Here is a 15775-nt window from a genome sequence, read left to right on the forward strand (position 1 = left end):
AAGTGTTTAACCGTTAATTGATTACCCTACTAGTGAATTCAACCAGTTAAAGAACGAACTAATCCTCAGCCCAACTTTGACTACGTTTAACTGCCTTGAGCCAACCCTTATAAATCATCTCAGATTGCTCAGAAGACATTTTTGGCTCAAATACCTTTTCTATGGCAGATTTATTTCTTAACTCATGTAGATCTTGCCAGAAACCCGTCGCCAGCCCAGCAAGGAAAGCTGCACCCAAAGCAGTAGTTTCTTTCATTATTGGACGTTCTACTGGTGTCGCTAAAATATCAGCCTGAAATTGCATTAAGAAATTATTTTCCGTTACTCCTCCATCGACACGGAGTGTACGAAGCTCTTCTTCTGCATCTTGTTGCATGGCATCTAAAACATCCCGAGTTTGAAAGGCTATAGACTCTAGAGTTGCGCGGATAATATGTTCAATACTAGCCCCACGCGTCAGACCAAAAATTGCGCCGCGAGCTGTCGGGTCCCAATACGGTGCTCCTAACCCGGTAAAAGCAGGTACTACATATACACCATTATTATCCTTTACACGTGTTGCATAAAGCTCGGAATCCTTAGCATTCTTAATAACCTTTAATTCATCACGTAACCACTGTACGCAAGAACCACCGTTAAATACGGCACCCTCTAAGGCATAGTTCACCTCACCACTCGCACCACAGGCAATAGTTGTGAGTAATCCATGCTCTGAACGGACAATCTTTTTACCCGTATTCATGAGTAGAAAACAGCCAGTACCGTAGGTATTTTTAGCCTGTCCCGACTCAACACACATTTGACCAAAAAGCGCAGCCTGCTGATCACCCGCGATTCCGGCAATTGGGATTCCTACTTCTTGTCCACTAATGGTATGTGTATATCCATAAACCTCAGATGAACTACGAACCTCCGGCAACATTGCTCTAGGAATGTCTAAAGCTTGTAAAAGCTTTTCATCCCACTCAAGCTTTTCGATATCAAACAGCATGGTTCGAGATGCATTGGTAAAATCAGTGACATGGACGGCCCCATTAGTTAGTTTCCAAATCAGCCAAGTGTCCACCGTACCGAATAATAGCTCTCCTCGTTCAGCACGCTCACGGCTGCCTTCAACATGATCCAAAATCCATTTAATTTTTGTGGCCGAGAAATATGGATCAATGACTAAACCAGTGGTCTTACGGATATATTCTTGCCAACCTGCTTTATACAATTGATTGCATATTTCCGTTGTTTGTCGGCTTTGCCAAACAATCGCATTGTAAATAGGTCTTCCTGTTTTTTTGTCCCAGACAATAGTGGTTTCCCGTTGGTTTGTAATTCCAATTGCCGCAACTTGTTCACTCTTGATGCCAGCTTGAGCCAATGCTTCGACCCATACAGCACTTTGAGTTGCCCAAATTTCCATAGGATCATGCTCAACCCAACCTGGCTGAGGGTAAATCTGGGTAAATTCTCTTTGAGCAATACTGACAACGTTCGCATCATGATCTAAAACAATTGCTCTTGAGCTTGTTGTTCCCTGATCAAAAGCGACAATATATTTTTTCGGGCAATTTGACATCTGAATGTCCCTTTCATTTTCCACACACATCTAGCCCACAATGCAAAAACATCATGCCTAACTGTATTTATTTAAAATTTTCTTTGGAATATATCATTATTTTTAAGTGGTATAGGGTTTCTTCGTCCAAACATTACCCATTCTTTATCAATTTTTTACTGCATGGAAAAAAGTAATAAGAAAAATATTGAAATTAGAAGATAAAAATATGCTGATCGGCTAATTTGAAATCACATAAATATTCAACTTATTCCTTTGCTTAAATAATAAACATTGTTTTACAGACATAAAAAAAATAAAGTGAAATACTCCTGTAGATAATATGTAAAAACGGAATAAATCTTCTCTTTTTTAGCATTCAACCCAAGCGAAACATGGAGCGAATCATGGTTGATCAACCTTCTACCGCAACAACTCCACATTCTAATTTAGATACAAAAACCCGTCTAAAATCAATTTTGGGCGGTTCTGCCGGTAACCTTGTCGAATGGTACGACTGGTATGTATATGCCGCATTTACGCTCTATTTTGCTCATGCATTTTTCCCAAAAGGAAGTCAAACCGCTCAACTTCTTCAAGCTGCCGCTATTTTTGCAGTGGGTTTCCTTATGCGTCCCATTGGCGCATGGATTATGGGGATCTATTCTGACCGTAAAGGACGTAAAGCGGGCCTTACGCTTTCCGTTACTTTAATGTGTATCGGTTCGCTACTGATTGCTGTTACACCTTCCTACGAAAGTATTGGCGTATTTGCTCCATTGCTTTTGGTTATTGCACGTTTAATTCAAGGCTTAAGTGTAGGCGGTGAATATGGCGCAAGTGCAACGTATTTAAGTGAAATGGCAGAAAAAGATCGACGTGGTTTTTTCTCAAGCTTCCAATATGTCACTTTAATTGCAGGACAGCTTACAGCTTTATGCGTACTACTCATCTTGCAAATGATACTCACCGAAGAACAACTGCATGACTGGGGATGGCGTGTTCCGTTTTTCATCGGAGCCCTTTTAGCTATTGTGGTGTTCCGTATTCGTCGTGGCTTATTGGAAACTCAATCCTTTAAAAACGCTCAAGCAGAAACAGATCAGCCGAAATCAGGAATGTTTGCTTTATTTAAACATTATCCTAAAGAGGCCTTCACTGTATTATTCCTAACTGCTGGTGGTACTTTAGCTTTTTATACTTACACCACCTATTTACAGAAATATTTAGTGAATACTTCTGGTTTTACCAAGCCTGAGGCTACTCAAATTACCACTTTAGCCTTATTCATCTTTATGTGCTTACAGCCATTGGCAGGTGCCTTATCAGATCGAATTGGCCGTAAACCGCTTATGATCGCCTTCGGGGTTACAGGTGTTTTATTCACTTATATTTTGTTTGATACACTTGCAAACACGCATAACTACTGGACTGCTTTCTGGTTATGTTTAGGTGGACTAGTCATGGTAACTGGCTACACATCAATTAATGCTGTAGTGAAAGCTGAACTTTTCCCTGCACATATTCGAGCTTTAGGTGTCGCATTACCTTATGCAATTGCGAATACTTTATTTGGTGGTACAGCCGAGTTTTTTGCATTAAGTTTTAAAGAAGCCGGGCACGAATCTTGGTTCTTTATTTACGTCAGTATCATGATTTTCATTTCATTGCTGATTTATATCTTCATGAAAGACACCAAGCATCATTCAAAAATTAAAGAACATTAAAATCCTTCAATTAGAGCTAATATCATAAGTGAATGTTAGCTCTAACTTAGTGAATAAGCTCCAACAACGTTTCTATTTTATGAGATACTTCATATAAGAAAATAAGGACGATACTGATGAATAAAAGTATTCTATGTTTGGCATTAAGTAGTATGTTCATTTTAACTGCATGTCAGACTACGCCTCGACAATATAATGGTTCAACTGGCTACCAGATTGAAAACCAAACAAAAACTTCAGCGACTTTAGCTTACACTTTAGCTGGTCGTAGTAACCAGCAACTTGATGAGCGTAAATTGCAACGTGCTTGTCAAAATGTGTTAGGTGCTCAGAAAGTTTATAAATTATCAATTTTAAGCATCAATGAAATTCCTAATCCAGCTAAAGATGAGCATTACGGAATTCAACTAGGTGAAACCCGCGCTTCTTTTGGCTTATCAAATACACCTAGCTTAAATAATGGTGAAGATTATGCGACACGCCAAGCACTTGAAGCACGTCCAAGTACATTAAAAGTCGTTCGTTATACTTGTTCATAACATAAAAAAAGGCGCTGTTCTCTTACAGCGTCTTATAAAAACTTACATTTCTAAATTCTTTCGCTTCATCCAGATCTGGCCAAGTTGTTGCACTTCTTTCTTCAATTTTTTCATATTTTGGATGACTAAAATTTTTAACTCGGCTATCTGCTACCCAAACTTCTGGTGCAAATTTTAAAAATTCATCTAAGAAAAAGCGATTACATTGGTCATATAACACATCGGCAGCAAGTAAAACATCGACTTGTTCAGCCTTATATAAATCATCCAAATATTCGAGTTCTACATCATTAAGTAAAGCATTTTCACGGCAAGCATTTAAACTGACCTGATCAATATCACAGCAGATTACGCGTTTTGCTCCTGCCATTTTTGCAGCAATTGCCACTACACCAGAACCTGCTCCGAAATCTAACACCACTTTATCTTTAACATGGTGCGGCTCTGCAAGTATCCACTGAGCCATCGCCAAGCCTGATGCCCAACAGAAAATCCAATACGGCGTGTCATTCCAGATACGGCGAATAACTTCGTCATCCAACCGATCAGTTGGAAAAACAGGTGGAATCAACCATAAAGAAATTGGAGTTTCTGGCAACTGTTGTGCCATTAATTCACAATGAGGAATGACTTCATGTAAGGCTTGAAGTAAATGTTCAGGGACTTTGGACAGTTGAAAGGTGCAGCTCATAAATAAGCTCAACAATTTATAATTACTATTTGATCATCTGCATAACGAGCAAGACTAAAACAGTAGCTTAAAGCATGATAGTGGCTAGTTACTAAAAATACGTTAGTTCAATTCCACTGCTTTAATTAGTGCAACCGTTTTGGTCTTGCGTAGCATTCGCTACTCATCCCGAAAGAAAAGTAACATACGAGCTCCTAACATTTGCGTTAAACGGTAGGATGCCGCCGTGAATAAATTAAATTAACCTAAAGCTTTTTCAGCAGCTTCTACAGTTTGACGAATCAAAGTTGTAATGGTCATTGGACCAACACCACCCGGTACAGGTGTATAAGCAGAAGCAACTTCTTCAATACCTTGTAATTGAATATCGCCTACACCACCGCCATCACGTGGATGGAAACCAGCGTCAACAACAACTGCACCTTGTTTAATCCAATCTTTTTGAATAAGTTCAGCTTTACCTACAGCACCAACAATAATGTCAGCTTGTTTCACAAGCTCAGGTAAGTTTTGTGTACGTGAATGACAAATCGTTACTGTCGCATTTGCTTGCAACAACATCATTGCCATTGGTTTACCTAAAATTGCTGAACGACCAACTACAACCGCGTGTTTGCCAGCAATTTCGATATTGTTTTCTTTAAGAATCGTCATAATGCCAGCAGGAGTCGCTGAACCATATGCAGCTTCACCCATTGCCATACGGCCAAAACCAAGGCAAGTTACGCCATCTACATCTTTTGCTAAAGAGATTGCATCAAAACATGCGCGCTCATCAATTTGTGCAGGAACTGGATGCTGTAAAAGAATACCGTGAACATCTGGATTGGCATTAAGCTTTTCAATTTCAGCTAATAATTGTTCTGTTGTGGTTTCTTGTGGTAATTCGATTTTTAATGAATCCATACCTACTCGGCGGCAGGCATTCCCTTTCATACGTACATAAGTTGCAGAAGCACCATCATCCCCAACCAAAATAGTCGCTAAAATTGGGGTACGACCTGTTTTCGCTTTTAAAGCTTCAACACGTACCAACAAATTTTCTTCAATTTGCTTTGCTAATGCACGACCGTCTAAAACCAATGCCACAGCACATCTCCAAGGTAGACATGAATTTAATGTGCCAATAATACATGATAATTTCGACAATTTTATTCTAGATGTTGTTTTTATGTGCATCTTCGCTCAAAACAGTATTGTTTTTTTTGTAAAGGTTGCTAATATGTGCATCACCAAATGCAGGCGGGGTGGCAGAGTGGTCATGCAGCGGACTGCAACTCCGTGGACGCCGGTTCGATTCCGACCTCCGCCTCCAAATTTGGTAAAGCCCGGGTGGTGAAATAGGTAGACACAGGGGATTTAAAATCCCCCGCCCTCAAAGCGTGCCGGTTCGAGTCCGGCCCCGGGCACCATCTTCAAGTACTGAATATGGTGTCATAAAGAATCCAGCGTAAGCTGGTTTTTTTATGCCTAAAAAAAGGGTTACCTCAGCAACCCTCTAATTTTCTATAATTTCAAGCAGTCTTTTGACCTTGTTTTAACGGCATCAAATTTAGATTCAATACAATATCGTTTTGTCGGCTTGAATCTATCTGATATTCGGTATTTTTAATTGAATCTACAAATCTCCACTCAGAATGAACTTGCGCCTGATCTAGAGTAACCAACAGATATCCTCGTTGATTTAAATTACAATAAACCAATTCATCAATTAATGTAGTAAATGCAAATTCAAACTGTTGAAGCTGAGCCAGTGGAATACTTAAATATTTTTCTAAACCTGGAGACGATACAGAACTGGTCGCTAATTCAACTCCAACATATTTCCCTTTCTGGCTATATAAATAAGATGCCCATGCATTATGTGTATCCCCGGCTAACACAATGATCTTTTTATTAAACTCTGCCAATTTATCGTACACAAACTCTCGCTCAGCATAGTAACCATCCCAAGCATCGAGATTATATGGCGCAACCATCATAATTCTTGCTTTTTCTTGGGCTGTTAATGTCGGATCATTTTGTTGTAAACGAAGTTTTAAAGCGACTAACTCGGTAATTTGTGCATTCATCTTAGCAAGCGCCTCAGGCGAAGTTCCTCCTGAAGTAATTTGCCCTAAAGACGCCAACAACTCAGCTGGAATCCACATTTTACTCATTAATACTTGCTGTCCTACTACATTCCATGTTGCTGTAGATTGCTTTAATTTATCGACCAACCAATCTCTTTGCGTATATCCCATCAAAGTACGCACCGGATTAGTTAAATCTGCCTGAAACTTTGCAATATCCAAGCCTGTAGCCGTCATATAGTCTGTATATGCAAGCTGCTTATCACGCGCAATAATACGCGTATCTAGCATGGTTAACTGAACAAGAGAGCCAAAATTAAACTGGCGATAAATATTTAAATGATCTGTACTAGAAACTGGACGAATTGGCATCCATTCAAAATAGGCCTGTAGGGCAGCTAATTTACGGTCCGAAAAGGCCCCTTCATTACTTTGATGGTTTTCCGCCCCCTCACGCCAAGCATCATTTGCCAACTCATGGTCATCCCAAATCACAATAAAAGGATGGCGCTGATGAGCTGCTTGCAAATCTTTATCTTGACGATAAAGCGCATAACGTTTGCGGTAATCATCTAATTTAATAATTTCTTTATTATTATCGGCAGGTAAATTACGGCCTAACTTGGTTGCATCTTCTGTCGCATAGCCATCTGCCCCATATTCATAAATATAGTCACCCAAGTGAATAATGACATCAACATTCTGTTTTGCCAGTTCACGATAAACATAAAAGTAACCCGCAGGATAGTTAGAACAAGAACATACTGCAAAGCTCACTTTATTGGTGGATGTTGGTAATGTTTTCGTCTGCCCAACCGGTGAAACTTTATTACCAAATTTAAAACGGTAGTAGTACACCGTATCTGCTTGTAACCCAGCTGCATCAACTTTCACTGTAAAGTCATCAGTCTTGCTTGTTTCAACCATTCCCGTCTTTAAATTTTGTTTAAACTGATTATCGGTTGAAATTTCCCATACAACTTTTAAGCGCACCCCAGAGTCTGTCGGTGTTACTCGTGTCCACAAAATAACTTTATCTTGTAGTGGATCCCCGCTTGCGACACCATGAAGAAAATCTGCTTGTATTTCTGGGCTTTCATCATCTGAGCCATCATTACAACCTGTAAAAGCAACAGGTATAGATAAAGCCCCAAAACCGAGCAGACTTTTTTGAATTAATTCTCGGCGTGAAATTTTCTCTGACATAAAATTACCTAAGTTTTAAGCAATGAGTGTCTTAAACTTAAGTAGAGAAGATGAACAACTGATCTCAGTTTGATGAACAAATCATGACATAAATTGGTTAATTTATAGAAATACTGATAAGAACTGATTGAAAATAAAGCAAACTCTCTGTTTTTCTCTTGCCAATCGCGCACTTGTCCTCTATTATTGCGCACATGCCCGGGTGGTGAAATAGGTAGACACAGGGGATTTAAAATCCCCCGCCCTCAAAGCGTGCCGGTTCGAGTCCGGCCCCGGGCACCATTTTCAACTATTGAATTTGGTGCCATAAAGAATCCAGCGTAAGCTGGTTTTTTTATGCCTGATGAAAATAATGCCATGATCAGAATATTAATATTTATATCCGCTCTACTCTTTTTTATACCCTTTGCAAATGCCAAAGATATATTTAACGGTACAATCTTGTTCAAAAATAATGATTGGCACTTTGTACGCTGCTCTATTACTCAAGATGACTATCTAATTGAAGCCCCTCAAGAGATATTTACTCAATTTAAAGAGCTACAGCAGCAACAAAAAAACTATTGGGTCAGCGTGTTGGCAGAAGTAAATGAACAGCAGAATGGAAATTTAATTTTAAAAATTGAGAAAATAGACGAAGTTCACTTAGACGAGACATGTCATTTATTAGATGCTCTCAAAAATTTTGAAAATCGAGAGTAATCACCACTCTCGATTCATCACCAACTCTTCCATTTCCAGATCCAAATATCCTGCATCTTGTACCACCATCATCATTGCCTCAGCAATATAATCAGCAGCACTATCATCAAGCGATGAGTCTAGATCTTCGAACTGTGGCTTCATTTCATTAATTTCATTTACAGTTTGATGAGCGTATCGATAGATATCTTGCTCAGCTAACGCAGGTTTTTGAACTTTTTTAGCAAATTGCTCAATAAGCTGCTTGAGTTCAGCGACCAAAATATCTGGATAATATTCATCATCAAACATTGGGAGAAGTAAGTCTTCAAACATACAAAAGTTTACACAACAGCAAAAACTTGCCGCTTATAACATATTTTCGTAAAAATCACGAGATATTTACCCGACTCACTCATCCACTCTATTTTAATGAGCACTGAGTGAGTCCAATTTTATAACGTCATTATTCAGACTTGCTGCATCGCTTTCCAAACTAAAATTGCTTCATGCATTTCCTTTACATCATGCGCTCTTACAATGGATGCTCCCTGCTGAATACTAAGCAAATGCCCAGTTACACTTCCCACAGCACGTTGATCTGCAGGAGCGCCTTGTAAAGCTTCACCTATGAAACGTTTACGAGAAAGCCCGGATAAAATTGGATAACCAAGTTCATTAAGTTTCCAAAATTCTTTTAATAGTTTTAAATTTTGCTGGGCATTTTTCGCAAAGCCAAATCCAGGATCAACAATAATATTGTGCTTTTTTACCCCAGCAGCCAAAGCCTCATCAATACGCTGTTGCAACTCTTGCATCACATCGAGTGTTACATCAGTGTACTGATCCAACTGATTCATTGTCGTTGGTTCACCGCGCATATGCATAATTACTACAGGTATATCTAATTCTACGGCAGTTTTTAAAGCATTGGGACGTGTTAAGGCACGGACATCATTCCAGATATGTGCCCCTGCTGCTTTTGCTGCGCGAATAACTTCTGGCTGACTTGTGTCGATCGACAAAATAACGTTATGGTGAGATAAAGCCTCGACCACAGGTACCACACGACGCACTTCTTCTTCTACTACAACTTCTGAAGCACCAGGTCGGGTAGATTCCCCCCCAATATCAATAATAGTCGCGCCTTGCTCAATCATACTAAGTGCATGATCAACCGCTTGGTCTAATTGGTTATGTTTACCACCATCACTGAAAGAATCAGGAGTGACATTTAAGATACCCATAACATGGGGCTGAGATAAATCTAATTGAAGCTGTCCACACTGTAAAATCTGCTTTGGTAAAGATATTAACTGCATAAAAAGCTCCGGTTCAAAATCAGCGGCTATTTTAGCAAGTAAGCTTTACATGCTGTCGATTTCTTTTCAGCTTTATCCAAAGTTAAGACAAATAAAAAAGCCACATGACTGTGGCTTCTTTATTAATTAACTTAATTCATCGCTGGTAATGGCGGCGGAGTAGATGGACCATCTTTTGGCGGCTCAAACGCAGATACCGGATTTTCAGCAATATAAACTTTCGGTGGTTGAGGTTCGCGGCCTTCCATGATGTCACGGATTTGGTCACGATCAATAGTTTCCCATTCCATCAACGCTTTAACCATTGCATGGGCGATATCTTTATTATTTTCCAAGATATCACGAGCAACTTTATATTGTTCATCTAAAATACGGCGTACTTCCTGATCAACTTGTTGTTGAGTCGCTTCAGAAATTGTACGGCTACCTACGTTACCGAAGAATCCATTTTGGTTTTCATCTTCGTAAACCATCACACCCATTTTGTCAGACATACCGTACTTCGTTACCATCGCACGAGCCATTTTTGTAGCACGTTCGAAGTCATTTGAAGCACCAGTCGATTGTTGCTGAATGAAGACTTCTTCAGCAATACGTCCACCAAACAAAATTGCAATTTCATTTAGCATTTTGTCTTTATAGTGGCTAATCTGATCTTGTTCAGGTAACTGCCAAGTTACACCTAAAGCCCAACCACGCGGCATAATTGTTACCTTATGCACAGGGTCAGTACCCGGTAAAATCTCAGCAACAATTGCATGTCCAGCTTCATGGTAAGCAGTTGCGCGACGCTCTTCTTCACGTAGAACCATTGATTTACGTTCAGGACCCATATAGATCTTGTCTTTTGCATCTTCAAAGTCATGCATATCGACAGTGTTCTTATTACGGCGAGCAGCAAACAAAGCAGCTTCATTTACAAGGTTTGCCAACTGAGCACCAGAGAAACCAGGTGTACCACGAGATAAAACTTTAACATCTACACCAGTAACTGAAGGCAATTTTTTCAAATGTACATTCAGAATTTGTTCACGACCACGGATGTCAGGTAAACCAACCATAACTTGACGGTCGAAGCGGCCTGGACGTAACAATGCTTTATCTAATACGTCAACACGGTTAGTCGCAGCAATAACGATTACGCCTTCATTACCTTCAAAACCGTCCATCTCTACGAGCATTTGGTTTAAGGTTTGCTCACGTTCATCATGACCACCACCTGTACCTGAACCACGGTGACGACCTACTGCGTCAATCTCATCAATAAAGATAATACATGGCGCATGACGTTTTGCTTGTTCAAACATATCACGGACACGGGACGCACCCACACCCACAAACATCTCAACAAAGTCAGAACCAGAAATGCTAAAGAATGGAACTTTTGCTTCACCAGCAATTGCTTTGGCTAATAACGTTTTACCAGTACCTGGAGGACCAACCATAAGCACGCCACGTGGAATAGTAGCGCCCAAGCGTTTGAATTTTGCAGGATCTTTTAAGAAATCTACAATTTCCACAACTTCTTGTTTCGCTTCATCACAACCGGCAACGTCAGCAAAAGTCACTTTGATTTGGTCTTCAGAAAGCATTTTTGCCTTCGACTTACCAAAACTCATCGGACCATTTTTGCCGCCTGCACCACCACCCATGTTACGCATAAAGAACATGAATAACAAAATGATTAACAGTACAGGGAAACTAGCAATGAGAAGTTGCATCAAAATGCCTTGACGTTGTGGTGCTGTGCCCTCTACAACAACATTTTGCTTGTTTAAGCTTGGCATAAGTTCAGTGTCTTCAACCTGCGGACGAACAGTTTCAAACTGAGATCCGTTAGTTTTTTCACCACTAATATTTAAACCGTCAATCGTGACTTGCTTAATTTGGCCAGCATTCACCGCTGCAACAAAATCTGAATATTTCATTGCAGTTGGCTTATTGCGGTCACTGATATTACTGAAAATTAAAATCAGAACACCAAGTATTATTAGCCACAATACGGCATTCTTGAAGTAATCGCTCAAAGCTTTATTCCCATATCAATCTAATTTGATCATGCCCAAACTTGGCCGATCGTCTTAAAAACAGCAATTGTCTTGCTTGCGGATAACCTAAAAGATACAAAATGCACAATTTTTAGGAGCTTGGCAAGTAAACTTTATTGCAATGCTTTCTTACGCCCTTGTCCAACCAAAAAAACTTCTTTAGATCGTGCCCGAGAAGCTGCTGGTTTTGCTGTTTTTAACACATCAAAACTATCAACGACTTGTTTACGAAACTCATCAAATCCTGCGCCTTGGAACACTTTAACAACAAACTGTCCATTTGGACCCAAGACTTTCTGAGCAAAGTCTAAAGCAAGTTCACACAAGTAAATCTGTCGAGGTTGATCAACAGCCCTATTACCTGATGTATTGGGGGCCATATCAGAAATTACAATGTCTACTTGTCTTCCGTTTAAAATATTTAACAATTTTTCAAATACAGCTTCTTCTCTGAAGTCGCCTTGTAAGAAAGTGACATCTGGCAAAGCATCCATAGGTAAAATATCGGAAGCAATAACCAATCCTTTACTACCAACGAGTTTCCCAGCGATTTGTGACCAACTCCCAGGAGCTGCTCCCAAGTCCACCACTGTCATGCCTGGCTTGATCAACTTATATTTTTCTTGAATTTCAAGAAGTTTATACGCTGCTCGTGCACGATATCCTTCCTTTTGTGCTTTTTTTACAAAAGGATCGTCTAGATGTTCCCTCATCCACGCACGACTACTTTTAGACAATTTTTGGTTGGTGATGCGTGTTGCCATAACTCACTAAATATCAAAAAAACTTCTGATTGCTCATTGTACGTGAAAATTACTCTCATTACAGTACGGATGTAACGTAATCTCAATAACTTTTACAGTTTTTTTCCAATAATGTTGATCGATTATTTATACAGTTTTTCGTACATTTGATTTTAAGTTTTTTGCTATACTAAGTCGTTTTTAAAATCAGGTATTTTTAATGGCCGCTTTATCTATTCATGAACGTAAACGTTTACGTCAAATTGGTCATGTGCTTAATCCAGTTGTCATGATTGGTGGACAAGGCTTAACAGACGCTGTTATTGAAGAAACGCTCCGTGCTTTAAACGATCATGAACTCATCAAGGTAAAAATTGCTGGTGAAGACCGTGAAGCTCGTGCCGCAGTAATTGATGCGATTGTAGAAGCAACTGGTGCTGAAGCTGTACAGAAAATTGGTAAAATTGTTTTACTCTATAAAAAAGCAGCTAAGCAAAATCAACATTTATCTAACCTTGTTCGTCACGCACACTTAGCAAACTAACTTATTGACTACTTATGGCAAGTTACGAACTTTCAGCTTTTGATCGTTTTCATGCTGTTTCTGTTGTTGGCGCAATTGAACAGCAAGCCCCATATACATTAAATGTGGGTTTTTGGATTCGTGATCCAAACCAACTAATTATCTGGCCCCAAGAAGTCGCAGCTCATCCTCGCCAGGACTTTTTGTGGGAAGAGACTTGTTTTGAAATTTTCATTGGCGTGCATGATGAAGATTTCTACCGGGAAATTAATCTTTCCCCTTCTCAAGCATGGCAGACTTACCAGTTTGAAGAATATCGCTATCCGGAAAGCATGCCTCCCCTCGTTGCTTACGATATCGAATTGAATCATCTCAAACGTACCCACTATGGGTTAAATGTAAGTCTTGACTTAAGCCAGTTTATGCAACAGCACCGCTTAAAATGGGCAAACCTTTATCTAGGTTTGACTGCTGTTTTAAAAACAAAAGATGGTATGCAGTACTATGCAATGCAGCATAGTGGAAAACATGCTGATTTTCACAATAAACGTGATTGGCTGCATGAGTTTTAAAAAACAAAAAAGCGAGAAATTAATTCTCGCTTTTTTTATTAACTTTTAATGCTAAATCTTTAGTGATCTCTTGCTTTGTTCCAAGCTTCAACCGCATTATTTTTAGTGCGTTTTAAGCTTTCAGTTAAAGAGTCTTTGTGTTTTAAAGAAATTTGGCTAATGTCACCTTTAAGTTCCTTAGTCACTTTGGTTAGATCTTCAATTAATGCATTGATTTCAGCTTTTAAAGTATTTTTTAATTCATTCAATCCTTCTTGTGAAGTATTGAACTGAGCTTTAATCACATCAAGACGCTGTAAAATATCTTGTTTAATCTGAGCAAATTGATTGTGAATGTTCTGATTCAATTCTTGTGTTTCAGCTTCAATCTTTTCTTCGGTCTCATTAATTACAGCTTTTACTTGCTCTTGTGTTTCTGCAATAGCTTCTTTAACTTGCGAAGTCGCTTCGTGAGCGACTTCTTTGACCTGTTCTGTTTTTTCAGCTACAACTTCTTTTACCTGTGTAGCTTTAGTGCTAACCGCTTTTTTAGCTCGAGTCGTCGTTTTGGCTACGGCCTCTTTAGCTTCAGCTACTTCTGTTTTTACAGTCTCTGCTACTGATGAAGTATTCTCAGCTATGTCTTTTGAAACTTGGTTATCGCTCATGCTATTTCCTCGTATTGTTTATTTTTTAGCTAACATTACAATAAGAGGAATTAGACAATTTCAGCAGCCAGATTGTCAGACAATTTGCTAAAAGTATCAATTTCAGACAAGTGGATGAATTTTTTTGCTAAAAGCAAGCAATGAATTAAATTTTTTAATAGAAAATAAATAGACTTTTTAAGGTTCCATGCGTATAATGCGCTGTTAAGTTACAAGCGAGCAGACCAGTGAGGAGGGGCATGTTTTTTTAGAACATCGCCTATCTTTTTTAGGTCTACTCGCTTTTTTACAGCCGAAATTCAGGAGCTTTGGTTTGAGCACCCCCGCCATTTTAGCCCTCGCAGATGGAACGATCTTTAAAGGAACGTCAATCGGCGCAACGGGAAGTACGACTGGAGAAGTCGTTTTTAACACAGCCATGACAGGCTATCAAGAAATTTTGACTGACCCAAGTTATGCACAACAAATTGTGACATTAACTTACCCTCATATTGGTAACACTGGTTGCAACGAAGAAGACGTTGAATCTGGTCGTATCCATAAAGTATGGGCGAATGGTTTAATTATTCGTGACCTTCCACTATTACACAGCAACTTCCGTTCTGAGCAATCATTAAGTGAATATTTGCAAGCGCACAATGTTGTCGCAATTGCTGATATTGACACACGTAAACTTACTCGTATTTTACGTGATAAAGGTGCACAAAATGGTTGCATCCTTGCCGGCGAAAATATTACTGAAGAAGAAGCTATTGCTAAAGCTCGCGCTTTTGGTGGTTTAAATGGTTTAGACCTTGCAAAAGAGTGCTGTGACCCGACAGGCTTTGAATGGTCTGAAGGTTCGTGGGTATTAGGTAAAGGCTTTACTCAACCTGAGTTAAAATACCATGTGGTTGCATACGATTATGGTGTCAAAACCAACATCTTGCGTATGCTTGCAGACCGCGGTTGTAAACTCACTGTTGTCCCTGCTGAAACTCCGGCTGAAAAAGTATTAGCACTTAATCCGGATGGCGTATTCCTTTCAAACGGCCCTGGCGACCCAGCTGCTTGTGATTACGCTATCGAAGCTGTAAAAACTATTGTTGAAACCACAACATTACCTGTATTTGGTATCTGTTTAGGACATCAAATCTTGGCACTCGCTTCTGGTGCAAAAACTGTAAAAATGAATCATGGTCACCACGGTGCGAACCACCCTGTACAAAATCTTGAAGATGGTACAGTGATGATTACATCTCAAAACCATGGTTTTGCTGTAGATGCAGAAACATTACCGGCTAACTTAAAAGCAACGCATAAATCATTGTTCGATGGCACTCTACAAGGGATTCATCGTACAGACAAACCAGCTTTCAGCTTCCAAGGTCACCCTGAAGCAAGCCCAGGTCCACATGACTGTGCACCTTTGTTCGATCATTTCATCGAACTTATTGAAGCATCTAAACAGTAATTAAG

General features: G+C 39.5%; 15 protein-coding genes and 3 tRNA genes. 9 read left to right on the forward strand and 9 right to left on the reverse strand.

From position 1 onward, the window contains the following. Positions 1-58: 58 nt before the first annotated feature. Positions 59-1567 (reverse strand): glycerol kinase GlpK, encoded by a 1509-nt coding sequence (glpK, locus tag EG365_RS04115; RefSeq protein WP_000063779.1) that lies wholly within the window; start codon positions 1565-1567, stop codon positions 59-61. 374 nt (positions 1568-1941) lie between these two features. Between glpK and EG365_RS04120 the strand changes: the two genes are divergently transcribed. Continuing rightward, positions 1942-3273, forward strand: coding sequence for an MFS transporter (locus tag EG365_RS04120; RefSeq protein WP_001984607.1), 1332 nt, complete (start codon positions 1942-1944; stop codon positions 3271-3273). Positions 3274-3389: 116 nt separating this feature from the next. Further along, positions 3390-3812 carry a hypothetical protein gene (locus EG365_RS04125; protein WP_001043188.1) on the forward strand — a complete coding sequence of 141 codons (423 nt, stop codon included), beginning with the start codon at positions 3390-3392 and terminating at the stop codon, positions 3810-3812. Positions 3813-3834: 22 nt separating this feature from the next. On the opposite strand, the gene EG365_RS04130 is transcribed toward EG365_RS04125, so the two are convergent. Then, positions 3835-4503, reverse strand: coding sequence for a class I SAM-dependent methyltransferase (locus EG365_RS04130; RefSeq protein WP_001278011.1), 669 nt, complete (start codon positions 4501-4503; stop codon positions 3835-3837). 240 nt (positions 4504-4743) lie between these two features. Further along, positions 4744-5592 carry a bifunctional methylenetetrahydrofolate dehydrogenase/methenyltetrahydrofolate cyclohydrolase FolD gene (gene folD / locus EG365_RS04135; protein WP_001229847.1) on the reverse strand — a complete coding sequence of 283 codons (849 nt, stop codon included), beginning with the start codon at positions 5590-5592 and terminating at the stop codon, positions 4744-4746. Between the two features lie 152 nt (positions 5593-5744). Between folD and EG365_RS04140 the strand changes: the two genes are divergently transcribed. Both EG365_RS04140 and EG365_RS04145 read left to right on the forward strand, forming a co-directional pair. Then, positions 5745-5818: transfer RNA gene (locus EG365_RS04140), tRNA-Cys, on the forward strand. 11 nt (positions 5819-5829) lie between these two features. After that, positions 5830-5915: transfer RNA gene (locus EG365_RS04145), tRNA-Leu, on the forward strand. 102 nt (positions 5916-6017) lie between these two features. On the opposite strand, the gene EG365_RS04150 is transcribed toward EG365_RS04145, so the two are convergent. Beyond that, positions 6018-7781: an alkaline phosphatase D family protein gene (locus tag EG365_RS04150; protein WP_001290926.1), complete on the reverse strand. Its 1764-nt coding sequence runs from the start codon at positions 7779-7781 to the stop codon at positions 6018-6020. Positions 7782-7977: 196 nt separating this feature from the next. Here EG365_RS04150 and EG365_RS04155 point away from each other — a divergent pair. Together EG365_RS04155 and EG365_RS04160 are read left to right on the forward strand one after the other, a co-directional pair. After that, a tRNA-Leu gene (locus tag EG365_RS04155) sits at positions 7978-8063 on the forward strand. A gap of 75 nt (positions 8064-8138) precedes the next feature. Further along, the gene (locus EG365_RS04160; RefSeq protein ID WP_025467456.1) at positions 8139-8483 is read left to right on the forward strand and encodes a hypothetical protein; all 345 of its coding nucleotides are present in this window, start codon (positions 8139-8141) and stop codon (positions 8481-8483) included. Here EG365_RS04160 and EG365_RS04165 read toward each other — a convergent pair whose 3' ends face one another. From EG365_RS04165 to rlmE, 4 genes are all read right to left on the reverse strand, one after another. Continuing rightward, entirely contained in the window at positions 8484-8798 is a 315-nt protein-coding gene (locus tag EG365_RS04165; RefSeq protein WP_000461267.1) for a DUF5713 family protein, read from the reverse strand. A 134-nt stretch (positions 8799-8932) separates the two neighbouring features. Beyond that, entirely contained in the window at positions 8933-9784 is an 852-nt protein-coding gene (gene folP / locus EG365_RS04170; RefSeq protein WP_001176038.1) for a dihydropteroate synthase, read from the reverse strand. A gap of 131 nt (positions 9785-9915) precedes the next feature. Beyond that, positions 9916-11811 carry an ATP-dependent zinc metalloprotease FtsH gene (gene ftsH, locus EG365_RS04175; protein WP_001286662.1) on the reverse strand — a complete coding sequence of 632 codons (1896 nt, stop codon included), beginning with the start codon at positions 11809-11811 and terminating at the stop codon, positions 9916-9918. Positions 11812-11945: 134 nt separating this feature from the next. Continuing rightward, entirely contained in the window at positions 11946-12596 is a 651-nt protein-coding gene (gene rlmE / locus EG365_RS04180; RefSeq protein ID WP_000235573.1) for a 23S rRNA (uridine(2552)-2'-O)-methyltransferase RlmE, read from the reverse strand. Between the two features lie 199 nt (positions 12597-12795). On the opposite strand from rlmE, the gene yhbY reads away from it, so the two are divergent. After that, entirely contained in the window at positions 12796-13119 is a 324-nt protein-coding gene (gene yhbY, locus EG365_RS04185; protein WP_000729551.1) for a ribosome assembly RNA-binding protein YhbY, read from the forward strand. 14 nt (positions 13120-13133) lie between these two features. Further along, complete coding sequence (locus EG365_RS04190) at positions 13134-13670, forward strand: DOMON-like domain-containing protein (protein ID WP_000179363.1); 537 nt, start codon at positions 13134-13136, stop codon at positions 13668-13670. Between the two features lie 59 nt (positions 13671-13729). On the opposite strand, the gene EG365_RS04195 is transcribed toward EG365_RS04190, so the two are convergent. Further along, positions 13730-14317 carry a hypothetical protein gene (locus EG365_RS04195; RefSeq protein WP_001282880.1) on the reverse strand — a complete coding sequence of 196 codons (588 nt, stop codon included), beginning with the start codon at positions 14315-14317 and terminating at the stop codon, positions 13730-13732. A gap of 313 nt (positions 14318-14630) precedes the next feature. Between EG365_RS04195 and carA the strand changes: the two genes are divergently transcribed. Further along, positions 14631-15770 carry a glutamine-hydrolyzing carbamoyl-phosphate synthase small subunit gene (carA, locus tag EG365_RS04200; protein ID WP_000106446.1) on the forward strand — a complete coding sequence of 380 codons (1140 nt, stop codon included), beginning with the start codon at positions 14631-14633 and terminating at the stop codon, positions 15768-15770. Positions 15771-15775: the final 5 nt, after the last annotated feature.

Source organism: Acinetobacter sp. FDAARGOS_494, assembly GCF_003812225.1.
Taxonomy (GTDB): domain Bacteria; phylum Pseudomonadota; class Gammaproteobacteria; order Pseudomonadales; family Moraxellaceae; genus Acinetobacter; species Acinetobacter baumannii.

What these genes read in the sequence shown, in the direction of transcription:
- glpK (WP_000063779.1), bottom strand. Translation starts at nt 1,567, where the DNA reads ATGTCAAATTGCCCGAAAAAATATATTGTCGCTTTTGATCAGGGAACA.
- EG365_RS04120 (WP_001984607.1), top strand. Translation starts at nt 1,942, where the DNA reads ATGGAGCGAATCATGGTTGATCAACCTTCTACCGCAACAACTCCACAT.
- EG365_RS04125 (WP_001043188.1), top strand. Translation starts at nt 3,390, where the DNA reads ATGAATAAAAGTATTCTATGTTTGGCATTAAGTAGTATGTTCATTTTA.
- EG365_RS04130 (WP_001278011.1), bottom strand. Translation starts at nt 4,503, where the DNA reads ATGAGCTGCACCTTTCAACTGTCCAAAGTCCCTGAACATTTACTTCAA.
- EG365_RS04150 (WP_001290926.1), bottom strand. Translation starts at nt 7,781, where the DNA reads ATGTCAGAGAAAATTTCACGCCGAGAATTAATTCAAAAAAGTCTGCTC.
- EG365_RS04160 (WP_025467456.1), top strand. Translation starts at nt 8,139, where the DNA reads ATGATCAGAATATTAATATTTATATCCGCTCTACTCTTTTTTATACCC.
- EG365_RS04165 (WP_000461267.1), bottom strand. Translation starts at nt 8,798, where the DNA reads ATGTTTGAAGACTTACTTCTCCCAATGTTTGATGATGAATATTATCCA.
- folP (WP_001176038.1), bottom strand. Translation starts at nt 9,784, where the DNA reads ATGCAGTTAATATCTTTACCAAAGCAGATTTTACAGTGTGGACAGCTT.
- rlmE (WP_000235573.1), bottom strand. Translation starts at nt 12,596, where the DNA reads ATGGCAACACGCATCACCAACCAAAAATTGTCTAAAAGTAGTCGTGCG.
- yhbY (WP_000729551.1), top strand. Translation starts at nt 12,796, where the DNA reads ATGGCCGCTTTATCTATTCATGAACGTAAACGTTTACGTCAAATTGGT.
- EG365_RS04190 (WP_000179363.1), top strand. Translation starts at nt 13,134, where the DNA reads ATGGCAAGTTACGAACTTTCAGCTTTTGATCGTTTTCATGCTGTTTCT.
- EG365_RS04195 (WP_001282880.1), bottom strand. Translation starts at nt 14,317, where the DNA reads ATGAGCGATAACCAAGTTTCAAAAGACATAGCTGAGAATACTTCATCA.